18 protein-coding genes are annotated in these 17,230 nt (G+C 75.2%); 2 read left to right on the forward strand and 16 right to left on the reverse strand.

All coding sequences use genetic code 11. The features are described from left to right. Positions 1-106: 106 nt before the first annotated feature. Positions 107-1,216 (forward strand): NAD-dependent epimerase/dehydratase family protein, encoded by a 1,110-nt coding sequence (locus Q6349_RS13280; protein ID WP_304604487.1) that lies wholly within the window; start codon positions 107-109, stop codon positions 1,214-1,216. 52 nt (positions 1,217-1,268) lie between these two features. Here the strand turns inward: Q6349_RS13280 and Q6349_RS13285 are convergent, their stop codons facing one another. From Q6349_RS13285 to Q6349_RS13350, 14 genes are all read right to left on the reverse strand, one after another. Next, positions 1,269-1,712, reverse strand: a complete 444-nt coding sequence (locus Q6349_RS13285) for an OsmC family peroxiredoxin (RefSeq protein WP_171245605.1) — start codon at positions 1,710-1,712, stop codon at positions 1,269-1,271. Positions 1,713-1,768: 56 nt separating this feature from the next. Further along, entirely contained in the window at positions 1,769-3,142 is a 1,374-nt protein-coding gene (locus tag Q6349_RS13290) for a hypothetical protein (protein ID WP_304604488.1), read from the reverse strand. A 67-nt stretch (positions 3,143-3,209) separates the two neighbouring features. Beyond that, positions 3,210-3,767: an RNA polymerase sigma factor gene (locus Q6349_RS13295; RefSeq protein ID WP_304604489.1), complete on the reverse strand. Its 558-nt coding sequence runs from the start codon at positions 3,765-3,767 to the stop codon at positions 3,210-3,212. Between the two features lie 152 nt (positions 3,768-3,919). Further along, the gene (locus tag Q6349_RS13300) at positions 3,920-5,758 is read right to left on the reverse strand and encodes a glycosyl hydrolase family 18 protein (protein ID WP_304604490.1); all 1,839 of its coding nucleotides are present in this window, start codon (positions 5,756-5,758) and stop codon (positions 3,920-3,922) included. Between the two features lie 41 nt (positions 5,759-5,799). Next, complete coding sequence (locus tag Q6349_RS13305; RefSeq protein ID WP_304604491.1) at positions 5,800-8,394, reverse strand: glycosyl hydrolase family 18 protein; 2,595 nt, start codon at positions 8,392-8,394, stop codon at positions 5,800-5,802. Between the two features lie 183 nt (positions 8,395-8,577). Next, complete coding sequence (locus tag Q6349_RS13310; protein ID WP_304604492.1) at positions 8,578-10,203, reverse strand: helix-turn-helix transcriptional regulator; 1,626 nt, start codon at positions 10,201-10,203, stop codon at positions 8,578-8,580. Between the two features lie 94 nt (positions 10,204-10,297). After that, positions 10,298-10,723 carry a D-aminoacyl-tRNA deacylase gene (gene dtd, locus Q6349_RS13315; protein WP_304604493.1) on the reverse strand — a complete coding sequence of 142 codons (426 nt, stop codon included), beginning with the start codon at positions 10,721-10,723 and terminating at the stop codon, positions 10,298-10,300. Then, positions 10,720-11,721: an asparaginase gene (locus Q6349_RS13320; RefSeq protein ID WP_304604494.1), complete on the reverse strand. Its 1,002-nt coding sequence runs from the start codon at positions 11,719-11,721 to the stop codon at positions 10,720-10,722. The genes dtd and Q6349_RS13320 overlap by 4 nt, the downstream gene beginning before the upstream one ends. Continuing rightward, on the reverse strand, positions 11,715-12,053 hold the full coding sequence (locus tag Q6349_RS13325; protein WP_304604495.1) for a DUF2516 family protein: 339 nt from the start codon (positions 12,051-12,053) through the stop codon (positions 11,715-11,717). Before Q6349_RS13325 ends, Q6349_RS13320 begins: the two co-directional genes overlap by 7 nt. 9 nt (positions 12,054-12,062) lie before the next feature. Beyond that, positions 12,063-12,485: a type II toxin-antitoxin system VapC family toxin gene (locus Q6349_RS13330; RefSeq protein WP_304604496.1), complete on the reverse strand. Its 423-nt coding sequence runs from the start codon at positions 12,483-12,485 to the stop codon at positions 12,063-12,065. Between the two features lie 16 nt (positions 12,486-12,501). Then, entirely contained in the window at positions 12,502-12,786 is a 285-nt protein-coding gene (locus Q6349_RS13335) for a type II toxin-antitoxin system Phd/YefM family antitoxin (protein ID WP_304604497.1), read from the reverse strand. Positions 12,787-12,870: 84 nt separating this feature from the next. After that, positions 12,871-14,007: an aromatic acid exporter family protein gene (locus Q6349_RS13340; RefSeq protein WP_304604498.1), complete on the reverse strand. Its 1,137-nt coding sequence runs from the start codon at positions 14,005-14,007 to the stop codon at positions 12,871-12,873. Positions 14,008-14,014: 7 nt separating this feature from the next. Continuing rightward, positions 14,015-15,184, reverse strand: a complete 1,170-nt coding sequence (locus Q6349_RS13345; RefSeq protein ID WP_304604499.1) for a folate-binding protein YgfZ — start codon at positions 15,182-15,184, stop codon at positions 14,015-14,017. Continuing rightward, on the reverse strand, positions 15,181-15,753 hold the full coding sequence (locus Q6349_RS13350; protein WP_304604500.1) for an FABP family protein: 573 nt from the start codon (positions 15,751-15,753) through the stop codon (positions 15,181-15,183). Before Q6349_RS13350 ends, Q6349_RS13345 begins: the two co-directional genes overlap by 4 nt. A gap of 153 nt (positions 15,754-15,906) precedes the next feature. On the opposite strand from Q6349_RS13350, the gene Q6349_RS13355 reads away from it, so the two are divergent. Then, a complete protein-coding gene (locus Q6349_RS13355) occupies positions 15,907-16,284 on the forward strand; it encodes a DsrE family protein (protein ID WP_171245619.1) in 378 nt (125 codons plus the stop codon). Positions 16,285-16,300: 16 nt separating this feature from the next. On the opposite strand, the gene Q6349_RS13360 is transcribed toward Q6349_RS13355, so the two are convergent. Both Q6349_RS13360 and Q6349_RS13365 read right to left on the reverse strand, forming a co-directional pair. Next, complete coding sequence (locus Q6349_RS13360; RefSeq protein WP_304604501.1) at positions 16,301-16,753, reverse strand: DUF4395 domain-containing protein; 453 nt, start codon at positions 16,751-16,753, stop codon at positions 16,301-16,303. Beyond that, a complete protein-coding gene (locus tag Q6349_RS13365; protein ID WP_304604502.1) occupies positions 16,750-17,211 on the reverse strand; it encodes a thioredoxin family protein in 462 nt (153 codons plus the stop codon). The genes Q6349_RS13360 and Q6349_RS13365 overlap by 4 nt, the downstream gene beginning before the upstream one ends. Positions 17,212-17,230 lie beyond the last annotated feature (19 nt).

Genomic DNA, 17,230 nt, shown 5'->3' on the forward strand with positions numbered 1-17,230 from the left:
TGGCGATTGTGCCACCGCCGTCGGGGATGGTGGCGAATCGTCCACACCCGCGCGTTCCTGGGCCGTCCCCCGCGCGCCCGGCCCCGCACGCGGATAGCGTCGGTGCATGCGCGTCGTCGTCATCGGAGCCAGCGGAAACGTCGGGACCGCGATCCTGCGGGCCCTCGCCGCCGAGCCGGTGGTGACCCAGATCGTCGGGGTCGCCCGCCGGATCCCCCGCGCGGACGGGTCCAGCACCGTCGGTCCGCCGCACGACGCCGCGGAGTGGGTGAGCGTCGACCTGACCGACGACGCCACCGTCGCCGAACGGCTCGACGCGGCCGTCGTCGGGGCGGACGCGGTCGTCCACCTGGCCTGGGCGATCCAGCCGGCCCGCGAGCCGGACACCCTGCACCGCCTCAACGTCGACGGCACCCGTGCGGTCACCGCCGCGGTGGTCCGCAACCGGGTCCCGCACCTGCTGTTCATGTCGGCCTCCGGGGTCTACTCCCCCGGCCCGGCCGACGGGTCCGCGATCGACGAGGACTGGCCCCGCGACGGCGTGCCCGGGTCCTCCTACGCGCTGCAGAAGGCCGAGGTCGAGCACCACCTCGACGCCCTCGAGGAGTCCGAGCCGTGGCTGACCGTGACCCGGATGCGCGCGGCGATCATGCTGCAGCGTGAGGCCGGTGCCGAGATCGGGCGCTACTTCCTCGGGCCGCTCGGGCAGCTCGGCCTCAGGGTCGCGACCGGCCCGCTGGGCCAGGCGCTCGGCGGGGCGGTGCGGGGCTGGCAGGGTCTGCCCGAACCCGACGAGCCGCCGCTGCTGCCGCTCATGCCGTTCCCGGCGGGTCTGCGCCTGCAGGTGCTGCACCCGGACGACACGGCCGCTGCCGTGCGCGCCGCCGTCGTCGGCCGCCACGGCGGCGCCTTCAACCTGGCGCCCGACGGCGCGCTGACCGGTCAGGACATGGCCGACCTGCTGGCGGCCGGGCAGCTCGTCGAGCTGCCGGTCGGCCTGCTGCGCGGGGGCCTGGACGTCGCCTCCCGCGCCCGCCTCGTGCCGATCGACGCCGGATGGCTCGACATGGCGGCCGCGAACATCGTCATGGACGCCTCGCGCGCCCGCGAGGTGCTGCGCTGGCAGCCGGCCCGGCCGCAGGGCGAGGTGCTGCTCGAGGTCCTGCACGGGGTGCTGGACCGCGCGAGCGCCGACACCCCGCCCCTGCAGCGCTGAGCGCCCGCCCCGCGGCGGCGGGACGGGCGCTCAGGACGTGACGCGGGTCGGCTCAGTGCTCGTAGACGACCTCGAGCACGATCTCGTCGACGGTGCCCAGGGCCTTGGAGACCGGGCAACCGATCTTCGCGGCCTCGGCCGCCTGACGGAACGACGCCTCGTCGAGACCGGCGGCGAAACCCTTCACGGTCAGCACGCTGGAGGTGATCCGGTGACCGCCGTTCGGGTCGTCGTCGAGGGTCACGTCCGCGGTGACCTCGACCTGGTCGGGCGTGCCGCCGAGCGCGGCGAGCTCGGCCGACAGGGCCATCGCGAAGCAGGACGAGTGGGCGGCGGCGATGAACTCCTCGGGGCTCGCCACGCCGTCGGCCGACTCCGCGGCACGCCGCGGGAACGAGACGTCGAAGGTCCCGGTACCGGAGCTGGCGAGCTCGACCTTGCCCGAGCCGTCGGTGAGGGTGCCGCTCCAGGCGGTGCGTGCGGTACGGGTGGGCATGGCGCCTCCTTCGCGCTGTACATCAGGACCCGACCGACAGTACCCCGGGAAACGGCTCAGCGAGAGGTGGTGTCGAGCGCCTCCTCCGCGACGGCCACCACCGACCAGGTGCTGCCGTCGGCGTCGGTGAGCTCGTAGGCGGGCAGCAGCAGGACGCCCTGGTCGGCGGTGAACTCCTGGGCGAGCCCGAGCCGTGCCCCGGTGATCGTCACGTCACGCACGGGCCAGGACAGGTCGCTGCCCGACGACGGCGGCGCCGGCGGGACGGTCGGTTCGCTCAGGTCGGGCTCCACCGCGTCGGGAGCGGGCAGCTGCCGGGTGCTCGGCTCCAGCCCGGAGACGGTGTCGTCGGCGTACGCGATCGGCCAGGTCTGCTGCCCGAACCGCGGGTCGCCGAGCCGCTCGACCGCCTCGGCCGGGCTGACGACGGGGTAGTCGCCCAGCGAGACCGTCTCGGCGAGGAACCCGTCCGCCCAGGCGACACCGTCCTCGGTGACCGTCACGCTCCACGTGGCACCCGTGCGCCGGCCCTCGACCACCTGGTACGCGACGGCACGACGACCCACGCCGGACGCCTCGGCCACCTCGACCTCGTACTCGGCCGGGTCGGCGCCGACCGCGGTCATCAGCTCCCGGAGCCCGTCGGCGGCGTCCTCGGCGGGGACCGTCTCCCCGTCGGGGACAGGGCAGGGAGCCGGCTCGATCGCTCCCTGCGACTCCGTCGACTCCTCCGGCAGGACCTCGACCTCCTCGCACCGCCAGGGGTCCAGGGTGGGGTCCGTGTAGCTGAAGTACGCGATGCCGTCCGCGGCGAGCCACAGGCTCGGACCGCTGCCGTCCCGGGGGCCGACTGCCCAGGAGCCGAACTCCCACCGCGGCTCGCCGGCGACGTCGAGGGCCGCGGCCAGGTCGGCCGCACCGGACTCCGTCGCGACGTCGGCGGCGTCGTACGCGAGCGCCGCCGCCGTGCCCGGCTCGGTGGACAACCCCTCCTGGGAGAACGTGACGCGGCCGCCGAAGCCGGGCGCCGGCATCACGGACGTCCCGACCGCCGGGTCCGTCGCGGCCTGACCGCCGAGCGCGCGCTCCTCCGTCACCACGCCGCCCTCGCCGCCGGCCCCGCCGTCCAGGGAGATCGGGGGCAGCGCGCCGTCGGCGACGGTCGGGCCCGCTCCCCCGCCCTCGGCGACGCCGACGGCGTACCCGCCGCCGGTCAGTGCCACCGCACCCGCCACGCCGGCGGCGACGAGCCACCCGGACCGACGCCGGGCGCGTGCGACCGCGAGCTCGTCGGCGCTGCCGTGCGCCGGTCCGCCCTGCTCCTCGCGCAGCGCGTCCGTCTTCGCGCGCAGCACCCCGTGCCGCGTCTCGACCCCGGCGGCCGGGTCGGCCGCGGTGAGCCGGTCGAAGGCCTCGTCTCGCTGGTCCATCACGACCTCCTGACGCTTCGGTGACGGTGCCGGTGCGCGGTCCTGTCCGCACACCCGGTCTGTGTCGTCACGGTCGGTTCGCTTGCTCGACGTCGTCCGCGGACCCGGCCGAGCCCACGGCCTCCAGCCAGGCCGCGCGCAGCCTGGACCGGGCGCGGGACAACGCCGCGTCCGCCCCGCCGCGCGAGACGTCGAGCACCTCGGCGAGCTCGTCCCCGCTCAACCCGTCCCAGGCCACCAGCAGCAGGATGCGCCGGTCGCGGGGGCTCAGCCGCCCGAGGACGTCGCGCACCGCGTCGTCGGTCACCGCGAGCGCCGCCGGGTCGACGTCGTCGGGCTGCTCGGGGACCGCCGCGACCGGCATCGCCCGGTGCTTGCGCCGATGGTTGGCCAGCACGTAGCCGGCCGTGCGGTAGAGCCACGGCAGCTCGGCGCCGCCGGGGACGTCCTCGCGGCGTCGCCACGCGGTGGCGAGCACCTCCGCCGCGAGGTCCTCGGCCTCGTCGCGTCGGCCGTCGCCGGCGGGCAGACGCCGCACGAGGTAGCGGTGCACGGCACCCGCGTGCGCGGCGAAGAGCCTGTCGAACCATGCGGCGTCGTGCTCGGTCGCCTCGTCGGCGGTCACGGGGCCTCCTGCGGTCGTCGTCGGGTCCGCGCCGGCCGAGCGGGGTGCTCGGGCGCCGGTCTACCCGGTGTGTGTCCCGAGCAGGGCCAGCCTTGCACGACGGCGGCCCCCGACCTGGTCAGGTCCGGGGGCCGCCGCGCTGCGGAGGGCGGTCAGCAGGAGGCCGGGCCCTCCCACACCTGGGTCGCGCCGGGCTCCTCGCCGGTGGTCCACCACTTCGCGGTCCACTCCGCGCCGTCGTGGCTCACGACGTCACCCCCGACGTACACGGCGCCGGGCTCCCAGGCCGTGGCGGTGCAGTCCCCGGGAGCGGTCGTCGGTGCCGGCGACGGCTCCCCGCCGTCGCAGGCACCGGTCTCTGCCCAGACGTCGGCGGTGCCGGGCTCCTCGCCCTGCGTCCACCACTTCGCCTCCCACTCGCTGCCGGCGTGGGCGACGACGTCGCCGCCGGTGTACACCGCACCCGTCTCCCAGGCCGTGGCCGCGCACTCCCCGGGCTCCGGGGTCGGGTCCGGGCTCGGCGACGTGGTCGGGTTCGGCGTGGGCTCCTCGGTGGGCTCGGGGTCCGGCTGGTCCGGCACGTCGACCGGCCCGGCGGAACCCGTGTAGAGCCCGGCGGCCAGGGCGTCGACGAGCTCGCCCTCCTCGTCGCCGGACAGGTCCCACCACATGCCGCCGCCGAGACCCTGCTCACGGACGTAGCCGACCTTCTGGGTCACGCTCTGCGGAGTGTCGAGGGACCACCACTGGTTCCCGTCGTACCGCCAGGCGGCGCCGATCTCGGCGTCGTAGTACTCGGTGCCGAGGGTCTTCAGCACGTCGTAGTCCTCGTTGCCGGCCTCCCAGGTGCCGGGTGCCGCGCCGGTGGCCGGGCCCCAGGCGTCCGCGGACGTGGCGCCCTGCCAGCCGCGGCCGTACATCGCCAGGCCGAGGCCGAGCTGGGCGGGGTCGATGCCGGCGCCGGTGTACTCCTGCACCGCCTGGTGCACGGAGAACTGCCGGCTCGGCTCGCGCGGGTCGGCGGGGTCGTCGTACAGGTTGCCCTGGTGGCCGGTCAGCGAGGCGTCCCAGGCGCCGTGCAGGTCGTAGCCCTGGACGTTGCCGTAGTCCAGGGAGTCGAAGATCCGCGGGTCGTTCCACCCGCCGGCGGCGATGTCGGCGGGGTTGGCCGGCAGGAAGGCCGACAGCAGGTAGTCCTCGCCGGTCTCGGCGCCGTAGGCGTCGAGCTGGGCGCGGAACTCGGCGAGCAGCAGCCGGAAGTTCTCGGCGTCGTTCTCGACGTCGACGTGGTTGCCCTCGAGACCGTTGGTGGAGCCGGGCCACTCCCAGTCGATGTCGATGCCGTCGAACACCCCGGCGGCGGCCCCCTGCCCGCCCCTGCCGTCGATGACGGGCAGGTCGCCCCGGATGTACAGGTCGAGGCAGGAGGACACGAAGTTCTGCCGGGACTCCGGTGTCGCGGCCGCCTTCGAGAAGTTCTTCGACCAGGTCCAGCCGCCCAGCGAGATCATCACCTTGAGCTGGGGGTGCTTCTCCTTGAGCTGCTTGAGCTGGTTGAACGACCCGGCCAGCGGCTGGTCCCAGGCGTCGGCCTCGCCGGAGACGCTCTCGGCCGCGGAGTAGCTCTTGCCGTAGTCGGCGTAGGCGTCCCCGGCGCCGTCGGAGCCGTTCGGACCGGTGCCCTGGGCCTTGTTCGCCTCGAAGCACTCGAGGGTCTCGTGGTGGATGTTGCCGAAGGCGTAGTTGATGTGGGTGAGGTCGGCCGCGACGCCGGACGTGTCGAGATCCTTGACGTGGAAGTCGCGTCCGTAGACGCCCCACTGCGTGAAGTACCCGACGTTGCGGTACCCGTTGATGGCGCTGTCGCCGGAGGAGGTCTCGGCGGCCGTCGCGCTCGTGGCGGCGACGGCGCCGACGGCTCCCGTCACCGCGACGGCGAGGCCGGTCAGGGCGGCCGCGACGCGGCGCACCCCTGGTCGTGATCCGGTCATGGTGCTGTCCTTCCTGTGGGTGGTCGGTGCGTCGTGCACGGTCAGCAGGTGCCCTCGTCGGTCCAGGCGTCGGCGCTCGCCGTGGGTTCGGCCCGGGTCCACCACTTCGCGGTCCAGGCGTGGCCCGCGTGGGTGACGGCGTCCCCGCCGGTGTAGGTGCCGCCGGTCTGCCAGGCGGGGGCCTCGCAGGCGGTGCCGTCCGCCGCGCCGCCGCCGTCGTCGCCGCCCCCGGAGCCGCCCGAGCCGGCGGGCAGGTCGACGACGGTGACACCCCGCGGCTGGTCGTAGGTGGTGGCGTAGTCGGTCCCGTCGACGGTGACGACCACGTTGGAGAGCTGCGCGATCGGCAGGGTCCAGGTCAGGTTGTTGGTGATCGACCCGCCGGCGGGGATCCCCCCGGCCGGCACCGTGAACTCCGCGTCGTGGAAGTCCCCGGTCAGCCCGCCGACGTTGTCTCCGGTGTGGCCTTGCCGCGTGGTGGTCGTGCCGAAGCCGGACCAGTCGCTCATCTCGCCGAGGTCGCTCGTGCCGTACTGGAACGAGATCGTCGAGCCGGCCGGGACGTCCGTCGCACCGTGGTTGGTGAGGACGACCTTCGGGGCGATCGGGTAGTTGTTGTCCCCCAGGGCGAACTCGGTGTAGTCGATGCTCACGTCGAGCGCCCGGCCCGGCACCGGCCGGTCGGCGTTCGCCTTGGTCGCGCCGTACGGGGCGACGCCGGACAGCTTCGTGTGCATCAGGTCGACCAGCGTCGAGCCGATCCCGTACTGCCCGGCCGCCTCGTCGTAGGCGTAGTCGCCGGCGAGCTCCCAGATCATCATCCCGCCGAGCCCGGAGTCGACGACGTGGTCGGCCTTCTGCCCGATCGCCCAGGCGGTGTCGCCCGAGAGGTAGGTCCGCGTGGTCTCGTTCCACCACCACTCGTTCTTGGTCACCTCGTCGACGTGACGGGTGTAGGTGCCCTCGATCGTGGTCGGCACGCCGTAGGAGGCGGCGTAGTCGCCGACGACGCCGTCCTCGAGGTTCAGTGCGTGCCAGATCGGGTTCACGCCGGCCGGGATCGCGTTCCCCTGCGGGTCGGTGTCGTACCAGAGGTTGTCGATACCGTCCGCGCCGTACCCGCAGGAGCCGTTGGTCCCCGCCGGGCAGTCGAAGCCCGCCGGTGCCGGGGCGGTGCCGCCGTCGCCGTAGGTGCCGCCCTGCACGTCCTGGAAACCGCGGGTGTAGAAGCCCACGCCCAGGTTGATGCGGCCGGACTGCATCGCGCCGCGGAAGTAGTGCGCGGCCCAGTCGCCGTTGAGGTAGCCGATGCCGTCGTAGGCGGTGTAGACGCCGCCGGCGGCCAGCTCGGGGTCGTCGCCGCCGTCGAACAGCGGCGAGTTGCCGCCCACGTACTCGTTCCACGCCCCGTGCAGGTCGTAGGACATCAGGTTGACGTAGTCGAGGTACTGGACGACCTGGTGGGCCTCCATGCCGCGCAGCAGCCAGCCGGAGGACGGCGAGGCGGTGGTGAGCAGGTAGTACTCGCCGTCCTCCGCACCGGCGACGTCGAGCTTCTCGCGCACGGTGCGCATCAGGTCGACGTAGCCGGAGAACAGCTCGCCGCGACGCGCGTCGGAGAACGCGAAGTCGTCGGGGTTGCCGGCGTTCGTGTTCGACGTCGGGTACTCGTAGTCGATGTCGATGCCGTCGAACCCGTAGGTGCGGATGAGGTCGACGACGGAGTCGGCGAAGGTGTCGATGCCCTCCTGCGTCTCGGTCATCGTGTAGAAGCCGCCCGAGGCGACCCGGTTGCCGTCACCGTCGAAGTAGCCGCCGGTCTCGGCCCGGCCGCCGACGGCGGGGATCACCTTCACGCCCGGGTTGGCGGCCTTGTACTGCGCGAGCTGGTTGAAGTGCCCCGTGTACGGCAGCGCCGGGTCCATCTCCTGGCCGGGCCAGGTGGCGTCCGTGGCCGGGTTGCCGGGCACGTCCTCGTTGACCGACACCCTGTTGTCCGGGCCGACGTGGGCGAACGCGTAGTTGACGTGCGAGACCTTGCCCCAGGGGATGTCGCTGGCGAAGTAGCTCGGCTGGTCGTTCCCGCCCGTGCGCCAGCTCGTGAAGTAGCCGATGACACGGCGGTCGAGCCCGTTGGGCAGGATCTCGCGGCCGTCGGTGTCGTAGACGTCGCAGTAGGGCGTGTCGACGCCCTCGGTCGGCTTCATGCCGTCGGGGCGGCAGACGTCGTCCGGGTTGGTCGAGATCGGCTCGCCCGGGTCCGCGGTCGGTTCCCCGGTCGGCTCGGGGCTCGGCTCCGCGGTCGGTGTCGGCTCCGGGCCGGGCTCGCCGGTCGGCTCCGGGGTCGGCTCAGGGCCGGGCCCGGTGGCGCCGCAGGCGCCGTCGCTCGTCCAGGGGCCCCACTCCGCGGACCCGGGCTCCTCGCCCTGGGTCCACCAGCCGGCCGTCCAGTTCTCCCCTGCGAACGAGGCGACGTCACCCGCGGTGTAGACGGACTCGGCCGTCCACGACGGCTCGCACGCGACGGCGGCGGTCGCCGCCCCGGTGCTCGTGGCCGCCGCGAGGGTCGTCGCCAGCAGGACGACGGCGGCACCGGCGGCGCCGAGCCGGCGCGGTGCCGGGTGGGTTGCTCGCATGAGAGGTCTCCCTCGTGTCGTCGGGGACGCCACCGCCGGCACCGGCCGGAGGGCCCGCCGGGCGGTTCGTCGATGAACGCGTCCCTAAAAAGTAAGGGAACCTACCTTTCGACGGATCAGGGATCCCCACAGATTTGTCCGCCGCCACCGACACCCGGACTACGGGTGATCCCGTACGGGTCGTCAGGCGTCGGGGCGCAGCGCCCGGACCAACAGCTCGGACCGCGAGGAGACGTCGAGCTTGCGGAACACCCGCCCGAGGTGGACCTCGACCGTCCGCACCGAGACGGAGAGCTCGACGGCCACCTGCCGGTTGGTCAGGCCGCGTGCGACGGCCTCGACCACCTCGCGCTCACGTGCCGTGAGCGTCGTCGACCACGCCGGCGGAAGCCCGGTCCTCCGGGCCGCGTCCGGCGCCCCCGGGCCGGAGGCTCGTGCCGCGGCCGCCGCGAGCAGCGACCCCGACGGCGGTACGACGCCCGGCAGCAGCGCGGCGACCGTCCCCGCCGCCGCGGGCCGGACCGGTCCGATCCGTCGCCACACCTCGACGGGCGGCCCGGCACCCGGGTCCCGCTCGCGGGCGAGACGACCGGCCAGCTCGGCGGCCAGCCCTCCGACCACGTGCGCGGACGGCAGACGAGCCGCGGCGTCCGCCAGCACGTCCACGGCGGCGCGGGCGTCGCCGGTGCACACCAGCACGAGGGACTGGACGACGCGCAGGTGCGCCTCGACCAACGGCGTCAGCGCCCCGGAGGCCACGGGCCAGGGCCCCGGCCGCGGGACCGTCGGCACGGCTCCCACGACCGTCCGGGCGAGGGCGGCGTCGGCCCCGACCGGGTCGTCGTCCAGGAGCCGCAGGGCGTCGACGACCGCAGCCATCGCCGTCCGGTCCGACGTCGTGGGCGCGAGGACGACGAGGGGGTCGACGAGCCGGGCCAGCGCGGCCGCGGGACGGTCGCGGCCGCCGTGGCGGGGCGCCGTCGGGCCGGCCCCCACCGGGGCACCCCGTCGCAGGGTGGCCACGGCGTGGACGAGCCGTGCGGCCTGCCGGGCGACCCCGGCGTCCGGGCCCCCGGCCGCGTCGCGCAGCCACCGGTCGGCGTCGTCGAGGCACCCGCTCCACAGGGCGCAGCGGCCGGACAGCAGGGCGGCGGCCGCCCGCCGGGGCCCCACGGCGTGCGAGACGGCCTCGCGGGCGACGCGGTGGGCGGCCGAGGCGTCGCCCCGCTGCAGCAGCAGGTCCGCCAGCTCCAGCAGTCCGTCGGCGAGCAGCTCGTCGCCGGACAGCGTGCTCACCGCGGTGTGCCACAGGGCGGCGGCCGTCTCACCGACCCGACGGGCGGCACCGGCGAGCGCGGCGTGGAGCGCGACCCGCTCGGACAGATCGGCGGCCGCGTGCAGCGCTGCGCGCACCCCGGGGTCCACCAGGGCGGCCGACCCGTCGCGCACGGTCAGCCGGTCGGCGACCACCGGCCCGGCCAGCACGGCGGCGTCGGCACCGGCGGCGTCCAGCACGACCTCGGCGCGCCCGGACACCGCCAGGGCCGCGCAGAGCAGCACCCGGCGTTCCTCCGGGTCGAGCGCCGCCACCGGGACGCGGGCCCGTAGCGCGGGCACGGCCGGCAGCGGGTCGGGCAGAGCCGATCCGCCGGCGAGCTGCGCCGGACGCAGAGCGGCCACGAGCTGCTCGACGGCCTCGGGGTCACCAGCGGCCGCCCGCGCGAGCCACGCCCCCACCCAGGGCGCCACGACGGCGGACCCGGTGCCGGTGCGCCGGGCCGCCGGTGCTGCCGGGTCCAGGGACGTCATCGTCAACCTCCCGGTGATCCGCACGATCGGTGCAGGTCACGAGTTTGTCAGGTTTCCGGATGATATCCCGGGTCACCGGTTGCCGCTCCGCTTGTCAGGTCTCCAGCAGCAGCGTGACCGGCCCGTCGTTGACGAGGTCGACGGCCATGTCGGCACCGAACGCCCCGGTCGCGACCTCGAGACCGCGCCCGCGCAGGTCCGCCACGACGGCGTCGACGAGCGGCTCGGCGACAGGGCCGGGCGCCGCCGCCTGCCAGGTGGGCCGCCGTCCCTTGCGTGCGTCCCCGTAGAGCGTGAACTGGCTGACCACCAGCACCGGGGCACCCTCGTCCGCGGCGGAGCGCTCGCCCCGCAGGATCCGCAGGTCCGCGATCTTGCGGGCGATCGTCGCGACGTCGGCGGGCCCGTCGTCGTGGGTCACGCCCACGAGCGCCACCAGGCCCGGTCGGTCGATCGTGCCGACGACCTCGCCGTCCACGGTCACGCTGGCCCGGGTCACCCGCTGGACCACGGCCCTCACGAGGCCACCTCCGCCCGGACGGCCACGGTGGAGCGGACCTCGCCGACCGGTGCGCCGCCCCCGAGCACGGGCGTGGCGCCGAGCGCGTCCAGCGCCGCCTCGTCGGCGCCGGGCACGTCGAGGGCCCCGGCGGCGCGCAGGGCGGCGGCCAGCACCGCCGGCCGCGGCCGGGAGGCCCCGTCGAGCACCTTGAACGCCAGCGCCGCCCCACCCGGCAGAGCGGCGGCGTACACCCCGTCGGCACCGTCCTTGGCGAGGAGGCCGGGCACCGCACGCATCGCGCGCGTCGCGTCGCGACCGTCGCCGCCGACCAGCTCCGGGAAGGCGGTCATGGCCGCGACCACCCGCCGCTCGGGGCTCCCGGCCGGCGCCTGGACCAGGCGCGAGAAGGACCGCGCGAGACCGGCCGGCGTGGTGGAGAACAGGGGTGCCCCGCACCCGTCGACCGTGACGCGCCGGGCGGCGTCCGGGCCGGCGAGCTCGACCACCGCGGCCCGTACCGCCTGCTGGAGAGGGTGGTCCACGGCCAGGTACCCCTCGAGGGGCCACCCCGCGACCCGGCAGGTGGCCAGCATCGCGGCGTGCTTGCCGGAGCAGTTCTGCGTGAGGCGGTCGGGCCCGTGACCGGCCCCCTGCCACGCTGCCGCGGCCTGCGGGTCGTACGGCAGGTCGGGGGTGTTCGCCAGCGACTCCTCGGTCAGCCCCGCCCCGGCCAGGATCTGCCGGGCCACCCCGACGTGCCGGGGGGTCCCGTCGTGGCTGGCGGCGGCGAGCGCGAGCTGGTCGGCCGGGAGCTCCAGCCCGGCGCGCAGCATGGCCACGGCCTGGACGGGCTTGAGGGAGGAGCGCGGCCAGATCTCGACGTCCGGGTCCCCGGCCGCGAGCACCACCGTGCCGTCCGGGTCCAGCACGACCAGGTGACCCAGGTGCACGGACTCCACCAGGCCGCCCCGGACGACCTCCGCCAGCGGGACGGCTCCCTGCGCGACGCTCACCATCCGTTCGACCCCTGCGACCGGCCCTTGCCCCGTCCGGTGCCGTACGGCTTGAGCCGCGGGCGGACGTCGACGAGGTAGATGATGGCGGCGACCACCGCGACGATGCTGAGGAACCCGAGGGAGCTGATCGCCCCGCCCGAGGTGGGCAGCGCGAGGAAGCCGAGCGCCGTGGCGACACCCAGGATGACCAGCCAGATCGGCTTGGACAGCTTGCCCTCGGCGGTGAACCCGTGGGCCGGACGTCGCACGGCGTCGACGAGGGCGAACACCTCGATGACGAAGATGACGATCGCCAGGATGACGAAGACGTAGAACTGCAGGCTCGCGATCACGGGCCCAGGCTACGGCAGCACCCGCAGTCCGTGGCTCCGCGCGGCGGTCGCCACCCGCTCGTCCCAGGCCGCGAGGATCCCGCCGTCGCGCATGACGGCGATCGCTCCGGCCACGTGCACCGCGTCGGCGCCCCGCAGCGGGTCCGTCCCCGCGGCCAGCGCGGCGGCCTGGTCGGCGAGCTCCGCGGTGACCTCCACCCGGTGCAGGGCCGGCCACAGCTCCTCCCACCGGGCGACGGCCCGGTCGTGCTCCGCGGCGTCCAGGACGCCGGCCCGCAGCCCCGCCGCCAGCGCCGCTCGCAGCTCGACGTCCGCGAGCCGCGAGGTCACCACGAGGTCGGCGCGGTTCCACAGGGCGCTGGCGAGCTCGGACCCCGGCTCCGGGACGCAGAGCTTCACCAGGGCGCTGGCGTCGAAGTAGACGAGAGCCATCGCTGTCCCGCCCCGGTCAGCGCCGGATGCGGCGCACGAGACCGGACAGGGCGGAGCCGGACGTCGAGCGGTGGGTGCCGTGGCCGGGGCCGGTCGGCTCCGGGGCCGACGGCACCTCGTGCACGGGCCGCGACCCGTCGGCCGGGGAGACCAGGCCGTCGCGCACCAGCTGGGCGACGAGGTCGGCGCTCTGGACGCCGGTGAGGCGGGCGACCGGGACCCCGCGCTCGGTGATGACGACCTCCTCGCCCGCGCGGGCCCGCTCGATCCACGACTTGAGCTCGGCACGCAGCGTGCTCACCGGGACGTCCATGGTCGACGACGCTACCGCAGTCGGTCCGTCGCAGGTAGGCCCCGTGGCGGGTTCGCGGCCCGAGAGACCAGGTCAGAGCTCCGGCAGCGCGGCGCGGGCGTCCCCGGCCCCCAGGCCGGCGGCCTCCAGGGTGTCCACCACGGGCGCGCGCAGCAGCACCACGAGCGAGGCGACGCCCAGGTCGTCACCCCCCACCTCGCGCGGGTCGGCCTCCGCGGCGACCTCGAGCAGCAGCGCCCGCGCCCCCTCGAGCGACGAGCCGTCCTCGAGCGCCGTCGACAGCAGCCGCACCCCGCCGGCGAAGCGGTCCACGAGGTCGGCGGCGGCGGCCACGTCCGGCCAGGTGCCGTCCGGGGCGACGACGGTGGGGGCACGCCGGGCGAGCACCCGCACGCTGCGCATCGCGCGGTCGAGCAGCACCGCCTGCTCGGCCAGACGGCTGAACTCCGCCCAGTGCCCCCGGTTGACGCTCACCTGCGCGATGTCGGCGGACTTGCGTGCCGCGTCGCGCCAGTCCGCCAGCACGGGTTCGCTGGCCCGGCCGCGCACCAGCGCGGCGGCCAGCTCGTCCGCGTCGTGGTTCCGCAGCCCCCGCGCGACCGACTCGAGTGTCTCGGCCAGCTCGGAGGTGCCCCCGGCCGCCTGGGCCCGCAGCCGGCGGCGCGGGTCCCCCGGGGTCAGCACGGTCACCACCAGGGCCACCAGACCGCCGATGGCGGCGTCGGTCCAGCGGCCGAACGCGCCGTCGACGACCATCGCGAAGGGCAGCCCGACGACCACGATGGCCTGCACACCCGCCTGCGTGACCAGCAGGGGGCCGCGGTCGAGGAACCGCGCCAGCAGCGCGGAGACCAGCAGCACGACCGTGAGCTGCCACCACCCGGAGCCGATGACCTCCACCACGAGCTCGCCCATGCCGACCCCGACGGCCACGCCGGCGGCGACCTCGGCCACCCGGCGCAGCTCCCGGTCGAAGGAGAACCCGAGGCACACCCAGGCGGCCACCGCCGCGAAGAAGGGCTGGGCGTGCCCCAGCAGGGTGTGCGCGATCCCGTAGGCGGCACCGGCGGCGAGGGAGGCCTGCACGATCGGCCAGAAGCTGCTGCGGACACGGGCCCAGCCCTGGCGCAGCCGGATCCGACGGACCAAGGACCGCACGGCCGTGTTGGCGGCGTCACGCGCCCGGCGCGGGTCCGGCCCGGTCCTCACCGTTCGATCACAGCAGGCTCTGAGACCCGTCGCCACCGCGTGAGGTCAGGCCCCGCATCGTCTCGCCGCGCGCGGCGGGCCGGTCGGCCGAGACGCCCTCGCCGGGCACGACGACCTCCTGCGAGGCCGCCACGGCGATCTGCTCGGCGTCGTCCCCGGCACCGACCGGGCCGACGACAGCGAGCTCGGCGTCGACGGGGACGTTCCGCTTCACCACGGCCAGGGCCACGGGGCCGAGCTCGTGGTGGCGGGCCACGGTCGTGACCCGTCCGACCACCTTGCCGTCCGGTCCGTCGCGACGGACCTCGGCGCCGGCCTCCGGCACGACGTGCTGGGAGCCGTCGAGGTGCAGCATGACCAGGCGCCGGGGCGGCCGGCCGAGGTTGTGCACGCGCGCGATCGTCTCTTGCCCGCGGTAGCAGCCCTTGTGCAGGTGGACGGCGGTGCGCAGCCAGTCGAGCTCGTGCGGGACGGTGCGGTCGTCGACCTCGCGGGCGAGCCGCGGCCGCCACGCCTCGACGCGCAGGGCCTCGGTGGCCCACGTCCCGGCGAGCCGCCACCCGGCCGCCTCCCGCGCGGCCACGGCGTCGACGAGGGTCTCCCGCGGGACGAGCACGAGACGCCAGTCGCGGTCGGCCCCGGGGTGCTCCGCGGCAGGCGGACCGTAGCGGGTGCCGCCGCCGACCACCTCGGGCCAGCTGTCGCGCCAGGTGACGGGTTCGTCCTCGGTGCCCTCGGCGTCGACGGCCTCACCGATCGCGGCGTAGGAGTCGGTCACGTCGTCGATCTCGACGCGCATCATGAACTTCATGCGCTCGAGCCACGCCACGAGCGGTGCGACGTGGTCCCGCTCGGTGACGAACCAGGTGGAGGTGCCGTCGTCGACGACCGCGAGCGCGTGCTCGGTCCGTCCTTGCGGGGAGAGCACGAACAGCTCGGTCGAGGTGCGCGGGGCGAGGTGCTCGACGTCCTGGGACGTGATCGAGTGCAACCAGCCCAGGCGGTCCGGGCCTGTCAGGCGCACCACGCCGAGGTGCGACTGGTCGACGACGGCCGCACCGCGCACGAGCGCGCGCTGCTCGGCCACCGGGTCGCCGTAGTGCCAGGCGACCCCGGCGTCCGGGCCGGTCGCCGCGACGGCGTCCGGGCGGTCCAGCAGGGGGCTGCGGTAAATCATGATTCGTCGGTGACCCGGTCGAGCTCTCCCGACGCGTACGTGCCCATCGGGTGGCCGAAGGCGGCGAGCTCCTCGACCCAGAGCAGCCGGCCGTCGACGTTGCCGTACAGCCGCTTGGCGGCCGTCACCTCGGCGGCGGTGGCGGTGCGGGCCACGAAGTCGGTGGCCAGGTCCACCCGGCCGTCGCCGACCACGCCCAGGAAGAGCGCGACCCGACCCGAGGCGTCCGTGAGCAGCACCTCGAGCGGGTGCTGGCTCTCGGAGAGGCCCTCCGGTCGCTCGGAGGCGACGCGCCAGTAGCCCGTCTCGGTGGACCAGACGGTGTCGAAGGCGGCGTCGTCGCCGACCTCACCGTCGGTGACCGCGCCGTCGGAGGCGCCGGACCGCACGGACAGCGTGGACTCGAACCGCAGGTAGGGACCGCCGTCGTGGTCGAAGACGAGCTCCTGGCGGAACTCGGTCTCCTCGATGCCCTCGTACTTGATGACACCGCCCCCGGTCCACCGCCCGACCAGCCAGGCCAGCGGGTACACCTCGGGAGCGAGTCCCTCGGGGAAGGTGAACGGCATCAGCGCTGACCGTGGAAGAGCTTGTAGACGACGTAGGCGGCGAACCAGGTGATCACTCCCACGGTGACCACCAGGAGGCTGGTGAAGAAGATCTCGAGCGCGTGGATCGACATGCCTCGATGGTACCCATCGCCGTGGGGCTAGGGTCGACCTATGACCGAGACCACAGACCGGCGATCCCTCGTCGTCAAGACGACGTCGGGCACGGACCGGCCGGAGGCCGCGAACCAGGCGCTGACGGTGGCCGCGTCGGCGGTCGCCGCCGGGGTGGACGTCTCCCTCTGGCTGACCGGGGACGCGGCGTGGTTCGGGGTGCCCGGTCGTGCCGACGAGCTGGCGCTGGAGCACGCCGCGCCGGCCGCCGAGCTGCTCGAGGCGGTGCTGGCGGCCGGGACGGTCACGGTGTGCTCCCAGTGCGCGGCGCGCCGGGAGATCGGCCCCGAGGACGTGCTCGACGGGGTGCGGATCGCCGGCGCCCCGGTGTTCGTCGAGGAGTCGCTGCGCCCGGGGGCCCAGGCCCTGGTCTACTGACCGGCGCGCCCGCGCCCTACCGCGCGGACGGACGCAGCCGGCGTCCCAGCAGGTACAGCTCGCAGCCGAGGCACAGCCCCACGGTGGCGTTGAGCGCCGCCGCGACGAAGGCGAGCCCGGCGGCCCACGGCACGACCGCGAGCACCCCGGCCCAGCCGGCGACGACGCCCGCACCGGTCACGACGAGCCCCACGGTCTGCGCGAAGCGCGGCGGACGGACGTCCTCCAGCTCCGGCGGCGGGGCGAGCCTCGGCCGGACCAGGGTGCGGAAGAGCCAGCCCTGCCAGGTGGCCTGCGGGCCGCGCACCGCACCCGGCACGAAGCTCAGCGCGACGACGGTGAGCAGCACCAGCGCGGGCGTGGTCGGACCGATGAGGACGACGACGGCCAGCAGCAAGGCGGTGATGCCGGCCCCGACACGGGGGCCGCGGGGGTCGATGCGGGGCGGGTCGGTGGTCTCCACGGTCATGCGGTCCTCCCCGCCACGGGTGCCGACGGCACCGTCGCGAGCGCGTCCCGGGCGCGGGCCGGAGTCATCCCGCCGGACGCGCGCGCCACCTCGGTGCCGGCGGCGTCCAGCACCAGCACGGTGGGCGTGCGGTGCACCCGGGCGCGCTCCACGAGGTCGGGACGGTGGTCCACGTCGACCTCGACGTGCGTGACGCCGGGTTCCTCGGCGGCCAGCGCGCCCAGGGTCCGGGCGGTGGACCGGCAGGCCGAGCAGACCTCCGCCGACAGCTGCAGGAACGTCGCGCGGTCGCCCGGGGTCACACCCTGGGCGACGAGCTCGTCCGTCCAGCCGGTCGCGGCGGCGTCCACGGCGCCCGGTGCGGTCGTGCGCACGCGGCCCTGGGCCGAGCGCCACGTCAGCGCGAGCACCGCCGTCACCACGAGCAACGCGGCGAGCGCGGTCCACTGTGCGGTCATGCGATGGCCTCCTTCAGAT

Origin of the sequence: Isoptericola sp. 178 (genome assembly GCF_030586525.1) — a bacterium.
Taxonomy (GTDB): domain Bacteria; phylum Actinomycetota; class Actinomycetes; order Actinomycetales; family Cellulomonadaceae; genus Isoptericola; species Isoptericola sediminis.